Raw genomic sequence first — 19,829 nt, 5'->3', positions numbered from 1 at the left:
CGCACCGCGGGCAGAAACGACGGCGAGGACTGATGGCACAGCAGCAGCGCGCCCAGGGCCCGTCCGAACCCGAGGCGACTGGCGGCGGTATGGGTGACGCGCCGGAGACCTGGGGCAACGGCGGCCTGGTCGGCGACGGCCGGTACCGCCTGACCCGCAGGCTCGGGCGCGGTGGCATGGCCGAGGTGTTCGCCGCCGAGGACGTCCGCCTCGGACGCACCGTGGCGGTCAAGCTGCTGCGCGCGGACCTCGCCGAGGACCCGGTCTCCAAGGCGCGCTTCACGCGTGAGGCACAGTCGGTGGCCGGGCTCAACCACCATGCCATCGTCGCCGTCTACGACTCCGGCGAGGACTTCGTCGGCGGCCAGTCCGTGCCGTACATCGTGATGGAGATCGTCGAGGGGCGCACCATCCGCGACCTCCTCCTCAACGCCGAGGCGCCGGGCCCCGAGCAGGCGCTGATCATCGTCTCCGGTGTGCTGGAGGCGCTCGCCTACTCCCACCAGCACGGCATCGTGCACCGCGACATCAAGCCCGCCAACGTCATCATCACGCACAACGGCGCCGTGAAGGTGATGGACTTCGGCATCGCCCGCGCCCTGCACGGCGCGTCCACGACGATGACGCAGACCGGCATGGTCATGGGCACCCCGCAGTACCTCTCCCCGGAGCAGGCCCTCGGCAAGGCCGTCGACCACCGCTCCGACCTGTACGCGACGGGCTGCCTGCTCTACGAACTCCTCGCACTGCGCCCGCCGTTCACCGGCGAGACCCCGCTGTCGGTGGTCTACCAGCACGTCCAGGACATTCCGACGCCGCCCTCGGAGGTCTCCGACGCCACGCCGCCGGAGCTCGACGGCCTGGTGATGCGCTCGCTGGCCAAGGAGCCCGACGACCGTTTCCAGACCGCCGAGGAGATGCGCGGACTGGTCCAGTACGGGCTGCAGATGCTGTACGAGCAGGGTGGCCACACCGGTACCTGGAACACCGGCCCGGTCGTCGCGCACGACGGCCGGCACACTCCGTCGGCCGGGCTCGCGGGCACCTCGGTGCTGCCGCACCCCGACCACGGCGCCTCGGGCACCCAGCAGATCCCCCAGCCGATCCTGCCGAACGGCTACGGCGGGGGTGACGACGGCGGCTTCGAGGGCCGCGGCAACAGGGGCAGCGGCCGCGGCAAGCTGTGGATACTGGCCGTCCTCGCGGTGGTCGCCATCGCGGCGGGCGTCGCGCTGGCCCTGAACAACAGCGGGGGCGAGAAGGGCGGCACCGACACGGACAAGAGCCCGTCGGCCTCCACCTCGCAGAGCTCCGACAAGGAGTCGCCGAGCCCGTCGCCCAGCGACGAGGAGACGCAGGAGACCACCGACCCGGGCACGGATCAGAACAACGGCAGTGGCGGGACCGGCGGGGACTGGGACCAGCCGTACACGCCGTCGTACGAGCCGTCCCAGACCGCGACGGACGAGCCGACCGGCGAGCCGACCGACGGCCAGACGGAGCCGTCCACGCCGACGGACGGTGGTGAGCCGACGGATGGCGGTGAGCCGACGGACGGTGGTGGTGAGCCGACCGGCGGCACCGGTGGCGAGCCGACCGGCGGTACCGGTGGTGAGCCGACCGGCGGCGTGACCGTCCCGGGTGGCGAAGGTGGCGTCGGCGGCTGACCGGAACGACTCCCCGCGCGCGCGTGCGGCCCGGAACCGGGTCCTCACGCGCGCGTCGCGTTTCCGGACTCCCCACGGGACGGCCCGCCGGCCGTCACAGCGCGCCGGCAGGCCCCTCCGTCACGTGCACCGACCCGAACCGTGGCTCGATCCGCAGATAGACCGGCTCGAACGGCTCACCGTCCACCCGGCCCGGCGCCGGGCCGAAGCGGTCGATCTCGGCCGCGCTCGGTTCGTGGCTCTCGCACCGGCCCACGACCTGCACCGTCCACAGGCTCTCGCCGGGCGCGGCGGAGCCGAGGTTGTCCGCGCCGTACGCGACGACGCTGCCCGCGCACACCTCGTGGTAGCCGCAACTCCTCGGCATGCGCAGCAGGACCCGGCCGTCGGCCACGATGTGGCGCGCGAAGGCGAGGAAGGGCAGGGCGCGCATGGTGGTGGCCGCCCGGCCGTAGGCGGTGCGGCCGAGCAGGCCGACGGCGAGTTGTGCGTCGGAGGGCATGTACCCACTGTGCGCGGGCGGACGGGGAAGGAGACAGAGTCACCCGCCCCGGCATGACGGGACGTAAGTCCCGAATAAGGGCCCGCTCCGGTTCCTCAGCGGTTCTCGGCCTGAAGGCGGGCGACGAAAGCCGCCGCCTGGGAACGCCGCCGCATTCCGAGTTTGGCCAGCAGGCTCGACACGTAATTCTTGATCGTTTTCTCGGCCAGGTGCAGTTGTTCGCCGATCAACCGGTTGGTCATCCCCTCGCCGATCAGCTCCAGGATGCGCCGCTCCTGCTCGGTGAGGCGGGCGAGCCGGTCGTCGGTCCGGGCGCCGCCGTCGCGCAGCCGCTCCAGCACGCGCGCGGTGGCCGCCGGGTCGAGCAGGGACTTCCCCGCCGCGACCTCCCGTACGGCGCTCAGCAGCTCGGCGCCCCGGATGTCCTTGAGGACGTAGCCGGCGGCGCCCGCCATGATCGCGTCGAAGAGGGCCTCGTCGTCGGCGAAGGAGGTCAGCATGAGGCACCGGACGGACTCGTCCCGGGAGCGGATCTCGCGGCACACCTCCACGCCGCTGCCGTCCGGCAGCCGGACGTCCAGCACCGCCACGTCCGGCCGGGTGGCCGCCACCCTGGACGGCGCCTCGGCGGCCGTACCGGCCTCGCCGACCACCTCGATGTCGGCCTCGCCCGCGAGCAGATCGTGCACCCCCCTGCGGACGACCTCGTGGTCGTCGAGGAGGAATACCCGGATTTTTCCGTCTTCGCGCACGCGCTCAGTCTCACACACCAGCTCTTCCCGTGCCCGGGGTGCCCGGGATAACGTGCCGTTGTTCCGGCCCCCTGCGAGGCTGTGACCAGTAAAACTTCCGCACTTCGCCGATTTACTTGGAAATCCGAGTAAAAACGCAGGTCAGGAGGGGTTTCACAGAAATGTGGAGCACTGGGTAACGTGCTGTTCGCAGGGCGCTCGCCGGGGCACCTGTCACGCCTGTTCCCGACCGGGCCGCACCCACCCTTGTGCGACCGCCGGGCCGCAGGTGAGCCGCACTGGCTTCCGGCGAACCCGGGGGCCGGACCGACGGAGGAGCACACGTGACCGAGAGCACTGCCGCGCGCAAGCCGCGACGCAGCGCCGGAAGCAAGGCGACCGGTACCACCGGCACCAAGGCCGGCGCCAAGCGCACCACCCGCACCGCTGCCAAGAAGGGCTCCGAGACGGAGCTGGTGCAACTGCTGACGCCCGAGGGCGAACGCGTCGAGGACCCGGCCTACGCCGAGTACGCCGGGTACGTCGCCGACATCACCCCCGACGAGCTGCGCGGCCTGTACCGCGACATGGTGCTCACCCGGCGCTTCGACGCCGAGGCCACCGCACTGCAGCGCCAGGGCGAGCTGGGCCTGTGGGCCTCGCTGCTGGGCCAGGAGGCCGCCCAGATCGGCTCCGGCCGGGCCACCCGCGAGGACGACTACGTCTTCCCGACCTACCGCGAGCACGGCGTCGCCTGGTGCCGCGGGGTGGACCCGACCAACCTGCTCGGCATGTTCCGCGGCGTGAACAACGGCGGCTGGGACCCCAACAGCAACAACTTCCACCTGTACACCATCGTCATCGGCTCGCAGGCGCTGCACGCCACGGGCTACGCGATGGGCATCACCAAGGACGGCGCGGACTCCGCCGTGATCGCCTACTTCGGCGACGGCGCCTCCAGCCAGGGCGACGTGAGCGAGGCGTTCAACTTCGCCGCCGTCTACAACGCCCCCGTGGTGTTCTTCTGCCAGAACAACCAGTGGGCGATCTCCGAGTCCAACGAGAAGCAGACCCGGGTGCCGCTCTACCAGCGTGCCCAGGGCTTCGGCTTCCCCGGCGTCCGCGTCGACGGCAACGACGCGCTGGCCTGCCTCGCGGTCACCCGGTGGGCGCTGGAGCGGGCGCGGCGCGGTGAGGGCCCGGCGCTGATCGAGGCGTACACGTACCGCATGGGCGCCCACACCACCTCGGACGACCCCTCCCGCTACCGGCACGACGACGAGCGCGCCGCCTGGGAGGCGAAGGACCCGATCCTGCGCCTTCGCCGCTTCCTGGAGTCCGCAAACCACGCGGACGAGGGATTCTTCGGGGAACTGGAGGCCGAGAGCGAGGCGTTGGGCAAACGAGTGCGCGAGGTGGTCCGTGCCATGCCGGACCCGGACCGGTTCGCCATCTTCGAGAACGTGTACGCGGACGGGCACGCGCTCGTCGACGAGGAGCGAGCGCAGTTCGCCGCCTACCAGGCGTCGTTCGCAGAGGCAGAGGGGGTCTGACATGGCAACGGAAAAGATGGCGCTGGCCAAGGCGATCAACGAGTCGCTGCGCCGCGCGCTGGACTCGGACCCCAAGGTCCTGATCATGGGCGAGGACGTCGGCAAGCTCGGCGGCGTCTTCCGGGTCACCGACGGTCTGCAGAAGGACTTCGGCGAGGACCGGGTCATCGACACCCCGCTGGCCGAGTCCGGCATCGTCGGCACCGCCATCGGCCTCGCCCTGCGCGGCTACCGCCCGGTGGTGGAGATCCAGTTCGACGGCTTCGTCTTCCCGGCCTACGACCAGATCGTCACCCAGCTCGCGAAGATGCACGCCCGCTCGCTGGGCAAGGTCAAGATGCCGGTCGTCATCCGCATCCCCTACGGCGGCGGCATCGGCGCGGTCGAGCACCACTCCGAGTCCCCGGAGGCGCTGTTCGCGCACGTGGCGGGCCTGAAGGTGGTCTCCCCGTCGAATTCGGCCGACGCGTTCTGGATGATGCAGCAGGCCATCCAGAGCGACGACCCGGTGATCTACTTCGAGCCCAAGCGGCGTTACTGGGACAAGGCCGAGGTCGACACCGAGGCCATTCCCGGCCCGCTGCACACCGCGCGCGTGGTCCGCGAGGGCGGCGACCTGACGCTGGCCGCGTACGGCCCGATGGTGAAGCTCTGCCAGGAGGTCGCCGACGCGGCCGCCGAGGAGGGCCGCTCCCTGGAGGTCGTGGACCTGCGCTCGATCTCGCCGGTCGACTTCGACACGGTCCAGGCGTCGGTGGAGAAGACCCGCCGCCTGGTCGTGGTCCACGAGGCACCCGTGTTCCTCGGCTCCGGCGCGGAGATCGCGGCCCGGATCACGGAGCGCTGCTTCTACCACCTGGAGGCCCCGGTGCTGAGGGTCGGCGGCTACCACGCCCCGTATCCGCCGGCCCGCCTGGAGGAGGAGTACCTGCCCGACCTGGACCGGGTGCTGGATGCCGTCGACCGCTCGCTGGCGTACTGAGGAGAGGGTCGTGACGACGATGACCGAAGGGTCCGTACGCGAGTTCAAGATGCCCGACGTGGGCGAGGGACTCACCGAGGCCGAGATCCTCAAGTGGTATGTCCAGCCCGGTGACACGGTCACCGACGGCCAGGTGGTGTGCGAGGTCGAGACGGCGAAGGCCGCCGTCGAACTGCCCATCCCCTACGACGGCGTGGTCCGCGAGCTGCACTTCCCCGAGGGCACCACCGTCGACGTGGGTACGTCGATCATCGCGGTGGCCGTGGGCGACGCGGCGGCGGCCTCCGTGCCGGAACCGGCGCAGGCGTCCGCCGAGGGCACGGCGGACACGGCGGTCGCGCCGGCCGCCGCGACCGAGGCGGAGGAGAAGAAGCCGGAGGGCCGCCAGCCGGTTCTGGTCGGCTACGGGGTGGCCACCTCCTCGACCCGCCGCCGCCCCCGCAAGAGCGCGGAGGCCCCGGCCCAGGCCGCCTCGGCCGCGATCCAGGCCGAGATGAACGGCCACGGACCGGCCGCGCCGGTCACTCGCGAGCGCCCGCTCGCCAAGCCCCCGGTGCGCAAGCTGGCCAAGGACCTCGGCGTCGACCTGGCCACGGTCACCCCGACCGGCCCGGACGGCATCATCACGCGTGAGGACGTGCACGCGGCGGCCGCCCCGGGGCAGGCCCCGGAGGCCGAGGCGGCACCGGCGGCACCCGCCGCCGTCCGGCCCGCGGCCCCCTCCGCGGCCCCGGCCGCGGTGTCGTACGACTCGGCGCGCGAGACCCGCGTCCCGGTCAAGGGCGTCCGCAAGGCGACGGCGGCGGCGATGGTCGGCTCGGCGTTCACGGCGCCGCACGTCACCGAGTTCGTGACGGTCGACGTGACGCGCACGATGAAGCTGGTCGAGGAGCTGAAGCAGGACAAGGAGTTCACGGGCCTGCGGGTGAACCCGCTCCTGCTGATCGCCAAGGCCCTGCTGGTCGCCATCAAGCGCAACCCGGACGTCAACGCCTCCTGGGACGAGGCGGCCCAGGAGATCGTGGTCAAGCACTACGTCAACCTGGGCATCGCCGCGGCGACCCCGCGCGGCCTGATCGTCCCGAACATCAAGGACGCCCACGCCAAGACGCTGCCGCAACTGGCGGAGTCCCTGGGCGAACTGGTGTCGACGGCCCGGGAGGGCAAGACCTCCCCGGCCGCCATGCAGGGCGGCACGGTGACCATCACCAACGTGGGCGTCTTCGGCGTCGACACCGGCACGCCGATCCTCAACCCCGGCGAGGCCGCGATCCTCGCGGTCGGCGCGATCAAGCCCCAGCCGTGGGTGCACAAGGGCAAGGTGAAGCCGCGTCAGGTGACCACGCTGGCGCTGAGCTTCGACCACCGCCTGGTCGACGGCGAGCTGGGCTCCAAGGTCCTCGCCGACGTGGCGGCGATCCTGGAACAGCCGAAGCGGTTGATCAGATGGGCGTGAAGCCACGGATCGACTAGATTCATGACGGGAGGGGCGCCGCAAGTTCCAGTTGCGACGCCCCTCTTGTCGTGCCGGGCTTAGCTCCAATGCCGGTGACTTAAGTTCTGTCCTGCCGAGTGATGGTGACGGTGTCCGGTGCGGGTGGTGTCCAGTTGGAGTGCTCGGCCCGTTTGAGCGGCCAGTTGGACATCTTGCGTTTGATCACTCGGGGGCAGGTGCGGTGGCGGCGTGGGGGCAGGAGGCGTTCGGCGATCTCAGCCAGGGTGCGGGCCAGTGCCCGGGCGAGTCGGCCGGGGGGAAAACGCCGCCTGGGCCGGGACCTGGCGGCGCACGATCCGCAGGGACCGGGTGAAGGACAGGCGGTCAGGGTCCAGACCCTCGCGCAGGGCGCTTTGGTGCATCAACTGCCGGACGGCGTGGTGCACCAAGAGGAAGCCGTAGATCTCCTGCTCCACACCCCACGGGTATTTCGAGCGCAGGATGAGCTTCGGGCCGCGTTGGTGAGTCTTGATCTCGTCCAGCGTGGTCTCGATCTCCCACCGCTGGGCGTAGAGCGCGGCCAGCTCCCGCGCGGGTGCTTCCTCTGGATCGAGCAGGCTGGTCAGCAGGCGGTAGACGGTGGCGTCGCCGGTGCGGGCGAGGGTGTACTCGATCACCCGGACCACCACCGGGTTGCGGCGGCTCCTGCGGTCCTTTTCGGCATGGACCGTGCTGAGGTAGGAGCCATCGCCGAGGACCTGGGTGACAGGCAGGACCGCGCTCTTGCGCACGCGCCACAGCAGGTCCGCGCCGCTGTCCCGGGCGGCCTGCCACAACTCGAATCCGTAAAAGCCCCGGTCGGCGAGCAGGAGCATCCCTTCCTGAAGCTGGGGGAACAGCTGCCGGGAGAGTTTCTGCTCGCTCGCCGACTGCGGACCGATGACGGCCCCGAACACCGCGTGGGTGCCGCATTCCGCCAGCGCGACCAGCCGTGCCTGCGGGAACGCGGCTGCTCCGCGCGTCGAGGCATGGCGGCCGAAGAACTCCTCGTTGGCCGCCGTGTCCGCCACGTCCAAGGTCGTGCCGTCCACCGCGACCAGACGCCAGTGCCGGTACCAGGCACCCGCCGTCTCGGGCACGGCCACCGGCCGGCAGACCCGGGCGAACAATGCCCTCAACGGTTCTGTGCCCAGACGCCGGCGTGCCCGCCCGATCGCGGCGGTCGTCGGCACCCGCCACGACCGCCGCCCATCACCCAGCCCCTCGCCCAGCAGCCGGGCGACCTCCTCGTATCCCTGCCCGAAGAAAAGGCACATCGCGAGAACGAAGTAGACCACCACCCGCGCCGGCAGCAGACGGCTGCGCTGCTCGGTCCGGCCGCTCTCGGCGATCACCTCATCGACCAGATGAGGCGGAAACGCCTGCGTCAGCACCCCGATCGCGATCCGGTCCGACAACCGCTCATCCGCAGGCGCCCTGACCTGCCCCACCCTCGCCACACAGCAGACAACGAGGCACAGCCGTCTAAGTCACCGGCATTGGGCTTAGCTCCGGTTCAGCACGTACACCGGAGCGCCGTTCTCGGCCCCGCCCCGTGAGCGGATGCAGGCATGGGTGCGCAGCAGCCGCAGGCACTCGTTGACCCGCCGTACGGAGAGCCCGGTACGGGCGGCGATCGACTCCAGAGGCTCCCGCAGCTCCCCCTTCTCGACGAGCACCGGCGCGATGACCAGGGCGACCGTCCACACGCCCTCCGTCACGGACAACCGCTGCCGCCAGTCGGCCAGTACGGACTCCGTGGTGGGTGCCGGGGCGAGCTGGCCGAGGGCTCCGCCCTGGTGGAGGACCAGGGTGTCGAACCGGTCCGCGATGCGCTCCAAGGCGTGCACCATGGCCTGTTGCACGGCGAGGGTGGCCTGCTGGGCGGCGAGGGTGGCCTGCTGCGTGGACAGCATCTCCTTCTGCAACGCGATCGACGTACGTTGGCCCTCGGCCAGCTCCTCGTCCAGCTTCAGATTGTGCGCCTCCAGCCGGACGATCGCCTCGGCCACCTGGTCCGGCATGGCGTAGGCGATGGGCGCGCCGGCTGCGGCGGGCTGCACCTCGGCCTCGTCCAGAGAGTACGAACCCTCGCGCTGCACGGTCTCGATGACCTCGGCGACCCACTGCTTGAAGGGGGCGCAGGCCGGTTTGGTGCAGGCGTTGACGAGGAGGATGAGACCTTGGAGATCGATGAGTTGCAGGTCTCGGCGCCAGCTCCTACCTGCGGGAACGCCGAGACTGTGACTTCCAGTCACAGTCTCGAGATTGTCTCGATGCTCCTCCGGAACGTGATCGAGAAGCGCCTTTCGGGTCGTGGTGTATCCCAACTCCTTGCACACGTCCGCCGCCGGGAACCAGTGGTTTCCGTCGGGCATGGTCAGCCTCCGCACTCGGGCGCCGGTGGCCGCGTACACGAAATCGTTGACGTCGATCGCCTCGTGCCGCTCGGCGGAGTTCCGCCGTTTGCCGGGTTCGTTCATGTGAACCACCTCCGTCGCGGAACGTAGGGCCGGACCGAGGGCATATGCCAGCGGTCTCCGAAACGTTCACGACTGCGAGCGAAAATGATCGAGAACCGCTGTGTCGGCCAATGGGCCGGGTGTATGGCGAAGGGGCCCACCGGCACAGGTGAGCCCCTTCGGACGACTTCGTGCGTGTCAGATCCTGCCGAACCCGTAGTTCATGAGCTTCGTCGCGTCCGTGGTGCGCTGGGCCGAGGACGAGGAGGTCAGGACCGTGCCGATGACGGTCTTGCCCTTCCGGGTGGCGGCGAAGACCAGGCAGTACTTGGCCTCCGGTCCCGACCCGGTCTTCACGCCGATCGCGCCGCTGTAACTGCCGAGCAGGGTGTTGGTGTTGGTCCAGGGCGCCATCGTGCGGGTGCCGCCCTTCTTGGTGACCGTCTTCGCCGTGTACTTCTTCGTCTTGACGATGGTGCGGAAGGTGGAGCTCTTCATCGCGCTGCTCGCGAGCTTCGTCAGGTCGCGCGGCGTGGAGTAGTTCTTGCCGTTGCCGATGCCGTCGAACGAGTCGAAGTGCGTGTTCTTCAGGCCGAGGCTCTTGGCGGTGGAGTTCATCTTGCCGATGAACGACTTCACCCGGGCCGCCCGCGTCCCGCCCGAGCCGAACTTGTCGGCGAGCGCGTACGCGGCGTCGCAGCCGGACGGCAGCATCAGCCCGTACAGCAACTGCCGGACCGTCACCTTGTCGCCGACGATCAGGCGGGCGGAGGAGGCGTTCTTCGACACGATGTAGTCGCTGTACGCCATCTGGATCGTGACCTTGGCGTCCAGGTTCAGCTTGGGCTGCGAGAGCACGACCTTGGCGGTCATGATCTTGGTCGTGGAGCCCGTGGAACGCCTGGTGTCCGCGGCCTTGGTGTAGAGCGACCCGCCGTTCGCGTCGTTCATCAGGAAGCCGCCCTTGGCGGCGATCGAGGGCGCGGCCGGCGCGGGTGCGGACAGGCTCCGCGCGGGCACGACGGCTGTCTTCGCGGGTGCGGAGACGCTTCGCGCGGGCACGGCGGCGGCCTGCGCGGGTGCGGTGGAGAGGGCTCCGGTCGCGAGTACGGCGCCGCTGGTCAGGGCGACGGCGACGGCTCTGCGGCGGCGGACGCCGTGAATGTCGTTTATCAAGACGAGTACCCCGATTGTGATGAATTCCCCTGGAGTGCGGCCCAGTTGTGGTCGGTGTCGCTTCGGCCGCGCCTGTGCGACTCGTGAATAGCACGGATGGTTGCACGGCGGTCGGAGGAGGCCCCCCGGGTCCCCCTGACGGGTGGCCGGACGTCCGCATGCTGGACCGGCCCCTTCTTGCGTCCCTGTTGTATCTATTCTGTCGGCATGACCACGGCAGTGAAGCAGCCCCCCGCGGCGGACCGCGTCTACACCCACGTCAAGCAGGGCGTCCTGGAGCGCCGCTACGAGGGCGGGACCCTGCTCACCGAGGGTGAGCTCGCCGAGGCCGTGGGCGTCTCCCGCACCCCGGTGCGCGAGGCGCTGCTCCGGCTCGAGGCCGAGGGCCTGATCCGGCTGTACCCGAAGAAGGGCGCGCTGGTCCTGCCCGTCTCCGCGCAGGAGATCGCGGACGTGGTGGAGACCCGGCTGCTGGTGGAGGAGCACGCGGCCAGGAAGGCCGTACCCGCACCGCCCGGCCTCGTCGTACGGCTGGAGGAACTCCTCGCCCGGCAGCAGGAGCAGGCCGCCGCCGGGGACTTCGCCGCCGCCTCCGTCACCGACCGCTGCTTCCACGCCGAGATCGTCCGCAGCGGCGGCAACGAGATCCTCTCCCGCCTCTACGACCAGCTCCGCGACCGCCAACTGCGCATGGGCGTCGCCGTCATGCACTCCCACCCCGACCGGATAGCCAAGACCCTGGCCGAGCACGAGGAGATCCTCGACGCGCTGCGCTCCGGGGACGCGGAGGCGGCCGTCGGAGTGGTCCACCGGCACGTGGGCTGGTTCTCACACCTGGCCCGGGGGGAGGTCCGATGAGTTCGGCCACGTCGGCCGGGAAGATCCTGCCCGGTGATCCGCCGGGCGGCCGGCGCGCGATCGCCGTCTGGGGGATCGGCGTCTCCGTCTACTTCGTCGCCGTCATCTTCCGTACGTCCCTGGGGGTGGCCGGCCTCGACGCCGCCGACCGCTTCCACGTCAACGCCTCCGCCCTGTCCACCTTCTCCATCCTCCAACTGCTGGTCTACGCCGGTATGCAGATACCGGTCGGCCTGCTGGTCGACCGGCTCGGCACCAAGAAGGTGCTGGGCATCGGCGTCGTCCTGTTCACGGCGGGGCAGTTGGGCTTCGCCTTCTCCCCCTCGTACGGCATGGCGCTCGCCTCGCGGGCCCTGCTGGGCTGCGGGGACGCGATGACGTTCATCAGCGTGCTGCGGCTGGGCACCCGCTGGTTCCCGGCCCGGCGCGGGCCGATGGTCGCCCAGCTCGCCGGACTGGTCGGCATGGCGGGCAACCTGGTCTCCACCCTCGTCCTGGCCCGGCTGCTGCACGGCATCGGCTGGACGGCCGCGTTCGCGGGCAGCGCGCTGGCGGGCGTGGTCGTCCTCGTCCTCCTGGTGCTCTTCCTGAAGGACCACCCCGAGGGGCACGAGCCGGAGCCGCTGCCCCACCAGGGGGCCGCGTACGTACGGCGGCAGATCGCCATGTCCTGGCGGGAGCCGGGGACGCGGCTCGGGCTGTGGGTGCACTTCACCACCCAGTTCCCGGCGATGGTGTTCCTGCTGCTGTGGGGGATGCCGTTCCTGGTCGAGGCGCAGGGGCTGTCCCGCGCCACGGCCGGCGGGCTGCTCACCCTCGTCGTGCTGTCCAACATGACGGTCGGCCTGGTCTACGGCCAGGTCATCGCCCGTCACCACGCGGCGCGGCTGCCGCTGGCGCTCGGCACGGTCGGCGCGACGGCGCTCCTGTGGGCGGCGACGCTCGCCTACCCGGCCGACCACGCGCCGATGTGGCTGCTCGTCGTGCTGTGCGCGGTGCTGGGCGCGTGCGGGCCGGCGTCGATGATCGGTTTCGACTTCGCGCGGCCGGCGAATCCGCCGGAGCGGCAGGGCACGGCGTCCGGGATCACGAACATGGGCGGTTTCGTGGCGTCGATGACCACGTTGTTCGCGGTGGGGCTGCTGCTGGACGCGACCGGGGACGACTACGGGGTCGCCTTCTCGTCCGTGTTCGTGTTGCAGGCGCTCGGGGTGACGCAGATCCTGCGGCTGCGGAAGCGGGCGGCTCGCCGGGAGCGGGAGCGGTTGGTGGCGAGCCGGGTGGAGACGGTGCACGTCCCCGTGTAGGTGCCCGGCGTGGGGGCGGGCCGGCTGGGGGCCGCCGCCCCCAGACCTCCGCCTCGGCCTGAACGGCTCCGTCCTCGAACGCCGGACGGGCTGGATCTCACCACCCGGCGTGACCGCATCACTCCGCATCACTCCGCGTCACGGCGTCACGGCGTCACCGTGAAGTTCCGCAGGATCGCCGCCGTCAGGTCCTGGTCGCCCTCCGTCTTGATCCGGTCCTCCGCCGCTCGCGGGGTCACGCGGCCGCAGGCGAGGCGGACGTAGGTCTCCCAGTCGAGCGTGAGGGTGGCGGCGGGGCCGAGGGCGGGGGCCGTCTCCAGGGTGCCGCGGCCCTGGATGTCGACGCGGATGGTGCGCAGGAACTCGACCGGACCGTGGACGTCGAAGACGACGGCGGAGCTGCGGGGCGCGTCCGCGCGCTCGGCGACGACCCCCGGCAGCTCGCCGAGCAGCACGTCGCGGGCGACGTGCGCGCCGGGGGAGTCGAGGTTGCCGGGGCGGCCGAGCGCCGTGCGCAGGTCCTGCTCGTGCGCCCAGACGTCGAAGGCGTGCCGGCGCATCGACTCCTCCAGGGTCAGCTCGGTGCCGAGCGGACCGCGCACCTTCGTGCCGGGGGCCCGCGACTCGTTCCGGAGCTGGCGGTTGCGCCGGATGATCATGTACTCCAGCTCGGACGTCATCTCCGGCGCCGTGTGGTGGCGGCGGACGTCGACCTGCATCTCCATGTAGCGCTGGTGGTCATTGGTGACGTGGAAGAGGTCGCGCGGGAGTGTGTGGATGGGACGCGGGTCGCCGAGCATCTCGGAGTCCAGACCCATCACGTGGGAGACGACGTCGCGCACCGACCAGCCCGGGCAGGGGGTACGGCGGTTCCACTCTGCTTCCACAAGCGGCTGGACCAGCTCGGATATCGCCTCGATGGAGTGAGTCCAGGCGTCGGCGTAGGGCTGGAGGGTGGGATGCAGACTCACGGAACGGGACCCCTCGGCGGTCGGTACACGGGCGGGTTGTGGCGGCGGTGCCAGTGGGAGGTGGCTGCGGTCGGCGCGGTCTTGGGGCTCCCCCCGGTTCTCGGCTGCGCTCGAACCGGGGGGACCCCCAAGTTACGCTGCTGTGCGGCACCCCGGCAGTGCTTTCGTGTGACGATCGTAGGCCCGTGTGGACGGCTTGAACGCCAGGACGGTGGTAGTGTGCGCGCCTCTTTGATCCAAATCGCCGTGAACGAGGGTGAATCCGCCGAAGGTCGCCGCCGACGAATGGCGGCGCTGGTACGGGAGCAAGCGGGCGCCGACCTCGTCGTGCTGCCGGAGCTGTGGACCACCGGCGCGTTCGCCTTCGAGGAGTTCGGCGCGCAGGCCGAGCCGCTGGAGGGCCCGACGTACGAGGCGATGGCGAAGGCGGCGAGCGACGCCGGCGTGTGGCTGCACGCGGGGTCCGTCCCCGAGCGTGCCGCCGACGGGCGGCTGTACAACACCTCTCTCGTCTTCTCCCCCTCCGGTGACCTGGCCGCCGCCTATCGCAAGATCCACCGGTTCGGCTTCGACAAGGGCGAGGCCGTGCTGATGGGTGCGGGGCGCGAACTGGTGACGGTGCGTCTGCCGGGGACGACCCTCGGCGTGGCGACCTGCTACGACCTCCGCTTCCCCGAACTCTTCCGCTCACTCGTCGACGCCGGTGCCGAGACCCTCGCCGTCCCGGCGGGCTGGCCGGAGCGCCGCCGGTCCCACTGGACGCTCCTGGCCCGGGCGCGGGCGGTGGAGAACCAGGCGTTCGTCCTCGCGTGCGGAACGGCCGGGACGCACGCCGGGGTTCCGCAGGCCGGTCACTCGATCGTGGTCGATCCGTGGGGTGAGGTGCTGGCGGAGGCCGGTGCGGACGAGGAGGTCCTCACGGTGGAGTTCGACCCGGCGCAGGTGGCGCGGACCAGGGAGCAGTTCCCGGCGCTCAAGGACCGGGTGCTGGGGATGGAGACGCCGCGGCGCTAGCGATCGCGCCCCGGGCACCCGGCGGGCGGCCGGCCCCGCGCCCTAGAATCCGCGCATGGCACCGACCGGTACCCCTGCCATCCGTCGCGTCCGGGTGGCCCCGGCCGGCGCCGACCTCGCGTCGGCGTTCGAGCTCCCGGCCGCCGGACTGCCCCGGCTCACGCCCGAGGAGTGGGTGCGGGCCAGCTACGAGGACGTCCCGGTACTCCTGCGCGAGCTGATCAGGGCGGGCTGGGCCGGCGTACTGGGCCTGCGGCTGGGGCCGCGGTCCTCGGCGCGGCACGTGGTGGGGTGGCGCGTGGTGGAGTCCGGGCCGGGCAGGATCGCCCTGGAGGCCCGGGCCCCGTCGCTGACCGTGCGCAACGTCGTGACCGTCGACGACTCGCGGCTGGTCTGGGCGACGTACGTGCGTCACGAACGCCTGACCGGCCGGGTGCTGTGGGCCCTGGCGGCGCCGGTGCACCACATGGCCTTGCCGCTGCTCCTCGGCCGCGCCGTCCGCCGCACGACGCGCGGCACCGATGGGGCGTGAGGCATCGACGGGGCGTGAGGCGCCGACGGGGCGTGGGGCGCCGACGGGGCGTGGGGCGCCGACGGGGCGTGGGGCGCCGACGGGGTGTGGGGTGTCGCCGCACCGCTGCCCGTCACGCGTCCTCCCGCTCCTCCCGTTGCTCCCGCTCCTTCTCCGCCAGGTGGATCACGCACACCGTCAGCGCGATCAGCAGCGCCGGGTCCGCGTCGTCCCGGACGACGTCGACGCCGTAGGTGTCCCGGAGGGTCAGCCACCGCCGCGAGATGACGGCCAGCAGCTCACCGTCGTACTCGATGGCGAACTCCCGGTCGAGGATCTTGCCGCTGACGTCCAGTTCCGTCCCGTCGGCCAGGGCGACGCGGTAGTGGTTGCGCAGCAGCGACAACCGCTTCCGCCTGATCCGGGCCAGCGGCTCGCCGCCCCGCTCGATCACCATCGTCTCGCGCAGGGCGAACATCTTCTGGTGGATGTCGACGAGCACCCGGCCCTGGGTGTCCTTCAGCTCCCAGGTGTCCCGCAGCCGCATCGCCTTGCCGTCGACGAGGTACACCTTGTTGCCGTTGTCGTCCTCGATCCAGTAGTCGTCACCGAAGCCGAGGAGCCGGTCGTACACGAGGAATCTCATGGCGTGATCGCTTCCCCGGCGTCCGCCGCGGGACGCGGCCGGTAGGCCGACAGGCTGAGTCCGCCGGTCTCCGAGCCCCCGACCTCCGCTGCCGTGCGACACCTCCCGGCGGTGCCCCGGACGCGGGCACACCGCCGGGGAGAACCGGCTCACCGCGACGGGACGGGCCGCCCGCCCCTCGTCCTCGCCGGTCCGCGAGCCCGGCCCCCGCGGCAGGGGTCAGGCGCCGTAGCCGTTGTGGTAGCCGTCCCGCGTGTGGTGGTGGGGCCGTTCCTCGACGACCGGGGTCGTCGGCGGCATCACGACGCGCCGGCGCCGGGCGATGCTGCTGAACGTCGCGACACCGATCAAGCCGACGATCATGAAGATGACACCGACCAGGTCGAGGTTGACGCCCTGCATGTCCCAGTCGGTCGCGAACGTGAGGATGGCTCCCACGGCGATGAGGATGATGCACCCGCCGAGGCCCATGAGTGTTGCCTCCCTGTCAGATCCGGTCGGTTCCGGGTTTCCGGTCGATCCGGTTCCGTGCGGGTACCCCCGGCCGGAACACACATGCGAGACAGGGGTGTTCCGGCCGGGGCACGCCCGGGGGCTCAGCCCTCCAGGAAGGCCACCAGGGCGTTCGCCAGCAGGTACGGGTCGTCGGCGCCGCACAACTCCCGGGCGCTGTGCATCGAGAGGATGGCCGCGCCGATGTCGACGGTGCTGATGCCGTGCCGGGCCGCGGTGATGGGGCCGATCGTCGTGCCGCACGGCATGGAGTTGTTGGAGACGAAGGTCTGGAAGGGGACGTCCGCCTTCTCGCAGGCGGCGGCGAACACCGCGCGGCCCGAACCGTCCGTGGCGTAGCGGTTGTTGACGTTGACCTTGAGGATGGGGCCGCCGTTGACCCGGGGCTGGTGCGTCGGGTCGTGCCGCTCCGCGTAGTTGGGGTGGACGGCGTGGCCGGTGTCGGAGGACAGGCAGACCGTGCCGGCGAAGGCGCGCGCCCGGTCCTCGTACGAGCCGCCGCGCGCGAACACCGAGCGTTCCAGCACGCTGCCGAGGAGCGGGCCGTCGGCGCCCGTGTCCGACTGGGAGCCGGTCTCCTCGTGGTCGAAGGCGGCCAGGACCGGGATGTACGGGAGGTCCGTGCCGGAGGTGGCGACCGCGGCCAGGGCGGCCACGCCGGCGTGCACGGACAGGAGGTTGTCCATGCGGGGGCCGGCCACCAGGTCCTTGTCGCGGCCCAGGTACGCCGGGGGTTCCACCGAGTGGGTCATCAGGTCCCAGCCGGTGACCTCGCCGCGGGCGAGACCCGCCTCCTCCTCCAGGAAGGCGATCAGGTCGCCGTCGCGGACGGTGTCGCCGAGGCCCCAGACGGGCTGGAGGTGGCGCTGCTTGTCGAGCTTGAGGCCCTCCGCGGACACGTTGCGGTCCATGTGGATGGCGAGTTGCGGGACGCGGAGCAGCGGGCGGTCGACGTTGACCAGGCGGGTCGAGCCGTCGCGCAGGGTGAGGCGGCCGGCCAGGCCCAGGTCGCGGTCCAGCCAGGAGTTCATCAGGGGGCCGCCGTAGATCTCGACGGCGACCTGACGCCAGCCGTGCGCCCCGGTGTCGGGCCGGGGCTTCACGCGCAGGTTGGGGGAGTCGGTGTGCGCGCCGACGATGCGGAAGGGGGTGTGGGCGACGGCACTCTCGGGGACGTACCAGGCCACGATCGCGCCGCCGCGCAGCACGTACTTGCCGCCCGTCGTCCCGTCCCAGGCGTCCGTCTCCGCGACCTGCCGGAACCCGGCCTTCTCCAGGCGCTCGGCGGCGGTGGCCACGGCGTGGTACGGCGTGGGGCCGGCCGCGAGGAAGGACATCAGGTCGTCGGTGTGGCCGCGATCGAAGGTGAGAGGCGCCCGCGCGGCGCTCCGTGCGGGGGCGGCGGCGGGAGACGGGCGGGAGGGTGCGCTCATGGGTTCACCTTAACGACGTACGAGGGCCCGCTTCCCGTGGAGCGGGAGCGGGCCCTCGTAAGGGTGTGTGGAGAGTGTGGAGGCCGAGCCCCGGTGGGCTAGAAGGCGGCCTCGTCCAGCTCCATCAGGTCCAGCTCGACACCCTGGGCGATCTTGCGGGCCATGGTGACGCCGGGCAGGACACTCGCCGCGAAGAACTTCGCCGCGGCGATCTTGCCGGTGTAGAACGCCTTGTCCTTGGCGGACGCCGTCGGCAGCTTCTCGGCGGCGATGGCGGCGCCCTTGAGCAGCAGGTAGCCGACGATCACGTCACCGGAGGCCATCAGCAGGCGGGTGGTGTTGAGCCCCACCTTGTAGATGTTCTTGACGTCCTGCTCGGTGGCCGCGAGGTCGGTGAGCATGAGGCCGACGATGGCCTCCAGCTCGACGGCGGCCTTGGCCAGGTGCTCGCGGGCGCCGGAGAGCTCCTCGCCGCCGGTGCCGAGGGCCAGGAACTTCTTGATGTCCTCGGCGAGCGAGTTCAGCGCGGCGCCCTGGTTGCGGACGATCTTCCGGAAGAAGTAGTCCTGGCCCTGGATCGCCGTGGTGCCCTCGTACAGGGTGTCGATCTTGGCGTCCCGGATGTACTGCTCGATCGGGTACTCCTGCAGGAAGCCGGAGCCGCCGAAGGTCTGGAGCGACTGGGCGAGCTGCTCGTAGGCCTTCTCCGAGCCGTAGCCCTTGACGATCGGCAGGAGCAGGTCGTTGAGGGCGTGCTCGGTGGCGGCGTCCTCGCCGTTCGCCTCCTTGACCTGGATCTCGTCCTGGACGGAGGCGGTGTACATGACGAGGGCGCGCATGCCCTCGGCGTACGCCTTCTGCGTCATGAGGGAGCGGCGGACGTCCGGGTGGTGCGTGATGGTGACCTTGGGGGCCGACTTGTCCATGAAGTTGGCCAGGTCGGGACCCTGGACGCGCTCCTTGGCGTACTCCAGGGCGTTGAGGTAGCCCGTGGAGAGGGTGGAGATCGCCTTCGTGCCGACCATCATGCGGGCGAACTCGATGATGCGGAACATCTGGCGGATGCCGTCGTGCTTGTCGCCGATCAGCCAGCCCTTGGCGGGGTGGCGGTCGCCGAAGGTCATCTCGCAGGTGTTGGAGGCCTTCAGGCCCATCTTGTGCTCGACGTTGGTGGCGTAGACGCCGTTGCGCGCGCCCAGCTCGCCGGTCTCGAAGTCGAACTCGTACTTCGGGACGAGGAAGAGGGACAGGCCCTTGGTGCCGGGGCCGGCGCCCTCGGGGCGGGCGAGGACGTAGTGGAGGATGTTCTCCGACATGTCGTGCTCGCCGGACGTGATGAAGCGCTTGACGCCCTCGATGTGCCAGGAGCCGTCCTCCTGCTGGACCGCCTTGGTGCGGCCGGCGCCGACGTCCGAGCCGGCGTCCGGCTCGGTGAGGACCATGGTGGAGCCCCACTGCTTCTCCACGGCGAAGGACGCGATGTGCTTCTGCACCTCGTTGCCCTCCTCGAAGAGGATGCCCGCGAAGGCGGGGCCGGAGGAGTACATCCACACGGCCGGGTTGGCGCCGAGGATCAGCTCCGCGTAGGCCCAGATCAGGGAGCGGGGCGAGGTGGTGCCGCCGATCTCCTCGGGCAGGCCCAGGCGCCAGTACTCGGAGTCCATGAAGGCCTGATAGCTCTTCTTGAAGGAGGCCGGGACCGGCGCGGTGTTGGTCTCCGGGTCGAAGACCGGCGGGTTGCGGTCGGCGTCGGCGAAGGACTCGGCCAGCTCGTTCTCCGAGAGGCGGGTCAGCTCCTCCAGGACGCTCTTGGCGGTGTCCGTGTCCATCTCCGCGAACGGGCCCGTGCCGTACACCTTGTCACGGCCGAGTACCTCGAAGAGGTTGAACTCGATGTCCCGGAGATTCGGCTTGTAGTGCCCCATGGCGACGGCTCCGTTGAGAGATCGGCGAGGCACTGAATCCTCGCATCTGTACACATACCGACTGCGCGTACCAAGCAGTAGCTACGATGATGCTACCCGTCGGT

At 70.9% G+C, this 19,829-nt stretch carries 18 protein-coding genes; 8 read left to right on the top strand and 10 right to left on the bottom strand.

The features are described from left to right. The first annotated feature begins 32 nt into the window (after positions 1-32). Positions 33-1,667, top strand: a complete 1,635-nt coding sequence (locus B1H29_RS18225) for a protein kinase domain-containing protein (protein WP_055418889.1) — start codon at positions 33-35, stop codon at positions 1,665-1,667. A 94-nt stretch (positions 1,668-1,761) separates the two neighbouring features. Here the strand turns inward: B1H29_RS18225 and B1H29_RS18220 are convergent, their stop codons facing one another. Both B1H29_RS18220 and B1H29_RS18215 read right to left on the bottom strand, forming a co-directional pair. Next, complete coding sequence (locus B1H29_RS18220; RefSeq protein WP_055418888.1) at positions 1,762-2,169, bottom strand: hypothetical protein; 408 nt, start codon at positions 2,167-2,169, stop codon at positions 1,762-1,764. A gap of 95 nt (positions 2,170-2,264) precedes the next feature. Next, positions 2,265-2,921, bottom strand: coding sequence for a response regulator (locus tag B1H29_RS18215; protein WP_055418887.1), 657 nt, complete (start codon positions 2,919-2,921; stop codon positions 2,265-2,267). 323 nt (positions 2,922-3,244) lie between these two features. Between B1H29_RS18215 and pdhA the strand changes: the two genes are divergently transcribed. Genes pdhA through B1H29_RS18200 form a run of 3 tightly spaced genes read left to right on the top strand, consistent with a single transcriptional unit; the run spans position 3,245 to position 6,891 of the window. Continuing rightward, on the top strand, positions 3,245-4,453 hold the full coding sequence (gene pdhA, locus B1H29_RS18210) for a pyruvate dehydrogenase (acetyl-transferring) E1 component subunit alpha (RefSeq protein WP_055418886.1): 1,209 nt from the start codon (positions 3,245-3,247) through the stop codon (positions 4,451-4,453). Positions 4,454-4,469: 16 nt separating this feature from the next. After that, the gene (locus B1H29_RS18205; RefSeq protein ID WP_055418885.1) at positions 4,470-5,435 is read left to right on the top strand and encodes an alpha-ketoacid dehydrogenase subunit beta; all 966 of its coding nucleotides are present in this window, start codon (positions 4,470-4,472) and stop codon (positions 5,433-5,435) included. A gap of 19 nt (positions 5,436-5,454) precedes the next feature. After that, entirely contained in the window at positions 5,455-6,891 is a 1,437-nt protein-coding gene (locus B1H29_RS18200; protein WP_055419024.1) for a dihydrolipoamide acetyltransferase family protein, read from the top strand. A 254-nt stretch (positions 6,892-7,145) separates the two neighbouring features. Here the strand turns inward: B1H29_RS18200 and B1H29_RS18195 are convergent, their stop codons facing one another. The 3 genes from B1H29_RS18195 to B1H29_RS18185 form a co-directional block, all read right to left on the bottom strand. Continuing rightward, on the bottom strand, positions 7,146-8,369 hold the full coding sequence (locus tag B1H29_RS18195; RefSeq protein WP_055416240.1) for an IS4 family transposase: 1,224 nt from the start codon (positions 8,367-8,369) through the stop codon (positions 7,146-7,148). Between the two features lie 45 nt (positions 8,370-8,414). Next, positions 8,415-9,392 (bottom strand): BRO-N domain-containing protein, encoded by a 978-nt coding sequence (locus B1H29_RS18190; protein ID WP_055418883.1) that lies wholly within the window; start codon positions 9,390-9,392, stop codon positions 8,415-8,417. 177 nt (positions 9,393-9,569) lie between these two features. Continuing rightward, a complete protein-coding gene (locus B1H29_RS18185) occupies positions 9,570-10,547 on the bottom strand; it encodes a D-alanyl-D-alanine carboxypeptidase family protein (protein WP_055418882.1) in 978 nt (325 codons plus the stop codon). 207 nt (positions 10,548-10,754) lie between these two features. Here B1H29_RS18185 and B1H29_RS18180 point away from each other — a divergent pair, with 207 nt between their 5' ends. Both B1H29_RS18180 and B1H29_RS18175 read left to right on the top strand, forming a co-directional pair. Further along, entirely contained in the window at positions 10,755-11,405 is a 651-nt protein-coding gene (locus B1H29_RS18180; protein ID WP_055418881.1) for a GntR family transcriptional regulator, read from the top strand. Then, positions 11,402-12,712, top strand: coding sequence for an MFS transporter (locus tag B1H29_RS18175; RefSeq protein WP_055418880.1), 1,311 nt, complete (start codon positions 11,402-11,404; stop codon positions 12,710-12,712). Before B1H29_RS18180 ends, B1H29_RS18175 begins: the two co-directional genes overlap by 4 nt. Before the next feature lie 146 nt (positions 12,713-12,858). On the opposite strand, the gene B1H29_RS18170 is transcribed toward B1H29_RS18175, so the two are convergent. Beyond that, positions 12,859-13,683, bottom strand: a complete 825-nt coding sequence (locus B1H29_RS18170) for a maleylpyruvate isomerase family mycothiol-dependent enzyme (RefSeq protein ID WP_055418879.1) — start codon at positions 13,681-13,683, stop codon at positions 12,859-12,861. Between the two features lie 219 nt (positions 13,684-13,902). On the opposite strand from B1H29_RS18170, the gene B1H29_RS18165 reads away from it, so the two are divergent. Further along, complete coding sequence (locus B1H29_RS18165) at positions 13,903-14,697, top strand: carbon-nitrogen family hydrolase (protein ID WP_055418878.1); 795 nt, start codon at positions 13,903-13,905, stop codon at positions 14,695-14,697. A 55-nt stretch (positions 14,698-14,752) separates the two neighbouring features. Beyond that, positions 14,753-15,229 (top strand): DUF2867 domain-containing protein, encoded by a 477-nt coding sequence (locus tag B1H29_RS18160; protein WP_055418877.1) that lies wholly within the window; start codon positions 14,753-14,755, stop codon positions 15,227-15,229. Positions 15,230-15,341: 112 nt separating this feature from the next. On the opposite strand, the gene B1H29_RS18155 is transcribed toward B1H29_RS18160, so the two are convergent. The 4 genes from B1H29_RS18155 to B1H29_RS18140 form a co-directional block, all read right to left on the bottom strand. Next, entirely contained in the window at positions 15,342-15,854 is a 513-nt protein-coding gene (locus tag B1H29_RS18155) for an LURP-one-related/scramblase family protein (RefSeq protein ID WP_055418876.1), read from the bottom strand. A 219-nt stretch (positions 15,855-16,073) separates the two neighbouring features. Continuing rightward, on the bottom strand, positions 16,074-16,325 hold the full coding sequence (locus B1H29_RS18150; protein WP_055418875.1) for a DUF6458 family protein: 252 nt from the start codon (positions 16,323-16,325) through the stop codon (positions 16,074-16,076). A 125-nt stretch (positions 16,326-16,450) separates the two neighbouring features. Then, a complete protein-coding gene (locus B1H29_RS18145) occupies positions 16,451-17,800 on the bottom strand; it encodes a M18 family aminopeptidase (RefSeq protein WP_079160297.1) in 1,350 nt (449 codons plus the stop codon). A 98-nt stretch (positions 17,801-17,898) separates the two neighbouring features. Beyond that, a complete protein-coding gene (locus tag B1H29_RS18140) occupies positions 17,899-19,725 on the bottom strand; it encodes an acyl-CoA dehydrogenase (RefSeq protein WP_055418874.1) in 1,827 nt (608 codons plus the stop codon). Between the last annotated feature and the right edge of the window lie 104 nt (positions 19,726-19,829).

The sequence above is a fragment of the Streptomyces pactum genome, assembly GCF_002005225.1.
GTDB lineage: Bacteria > Actinomycetota > Actinomycetes > Streptomycetales > Streptomycetaceae > Streptomyces > Streptomyces pactum_A.
Note: the sequence above shows the minus strand (reverse complement) of the source record. Positions and strands in the feature narration are given on the sequence as shown.

Excerpts from the sequence above, each read along its gene's own strand:
- B1H29_RS18225 (WP_055418889.1), top strand. The coding sequence starts at position 33 with ATGGCACAGCAGCAGCGCGCCCAGGGCCCGTCCGAACCCGAGGCGACT.
- B1H29_RS18220 (WP_055418888.1), bottom strand. The coding sequence starts at position 2,169 with ATGCCCTCCGACGCACAACTCGCCGTCGGCCTGCTCGGCCGCACCGCC.
- B1H29_RS18205 (WP_055418885.1), top strand. The coding sequence starts at position 4,470 with ATGGCGCTGGCCAAGGCGATCAACGAGTCGCTGCGCCGCGCGCTGGAC.
- B1H29_RS18200 (WP_055419024.1), top strand. The coding sequence starts at position 5,455 with ATGACCGAAGGGTCCGTACGCGAGTTCAAGATGCCCGACGTGGGCGAG.
- B1H29_RS18190 (WP_055418883.1), bottom strand. The coding sequence starts at position 9,392 with ATGAACGAACCCGGCAAACGGCGGAACTCCGCCGAGCGGCACGAGGCG.
- B1H29_RS18180 (WP_055418881.1), top strand. The coding sequence starts at position 10,755 with ATGACCACGGCAGTGAAGCAGCCCCCCGCGGCGGACCGCGTCTACACC.
- B1H29_RS18175 (WP_055418880.1), top strand. The coding sequence starts at position 11,402 with ATGAGTTCGGCCACGTCGGCCGGGAAGATCCTGCCCGGTGATCCGCCG.
- B1H29_RS18160 (WP_055418877.1), top strand. The coding sequence starts at position 14,753 with ATGGCACCGACCGGTACCCCTGCCATCCGTCGCGTCCGGGTGGCCCCG.
- B1H29_RS18155 (WP_055418876.1), bottom strand. The coding sequence starts at position 15,854 with ATGAGATTCCTCGTGTACGACCGGCTCCTCGGCTTCGGTGACGACTAC.
- B1H29_RS18150 (WP_055418875.1), bottom strand. The coding sequence starts at position 16,325 with ATGGGCCTCGGCGGGTGCATCATCCTCATCGCCGTGGGAGCCATCCTC.
- B1H29_RS18145 (WP_079160297.1), bottom strand. The coding sequence starts at position 17,800 with ATGAGCGCACCCTCCCGCCCGTCTCCCGCCGCCGCCCCCGCACGGAGC.
- B1H29_RS18140 (WP_055418874.1), bottom strand. The coding sequence starts at position 19,725 with ATGGGGCACTACAAGCCGAATCTCCGGGACATCGAGTTCAACCTCTTC.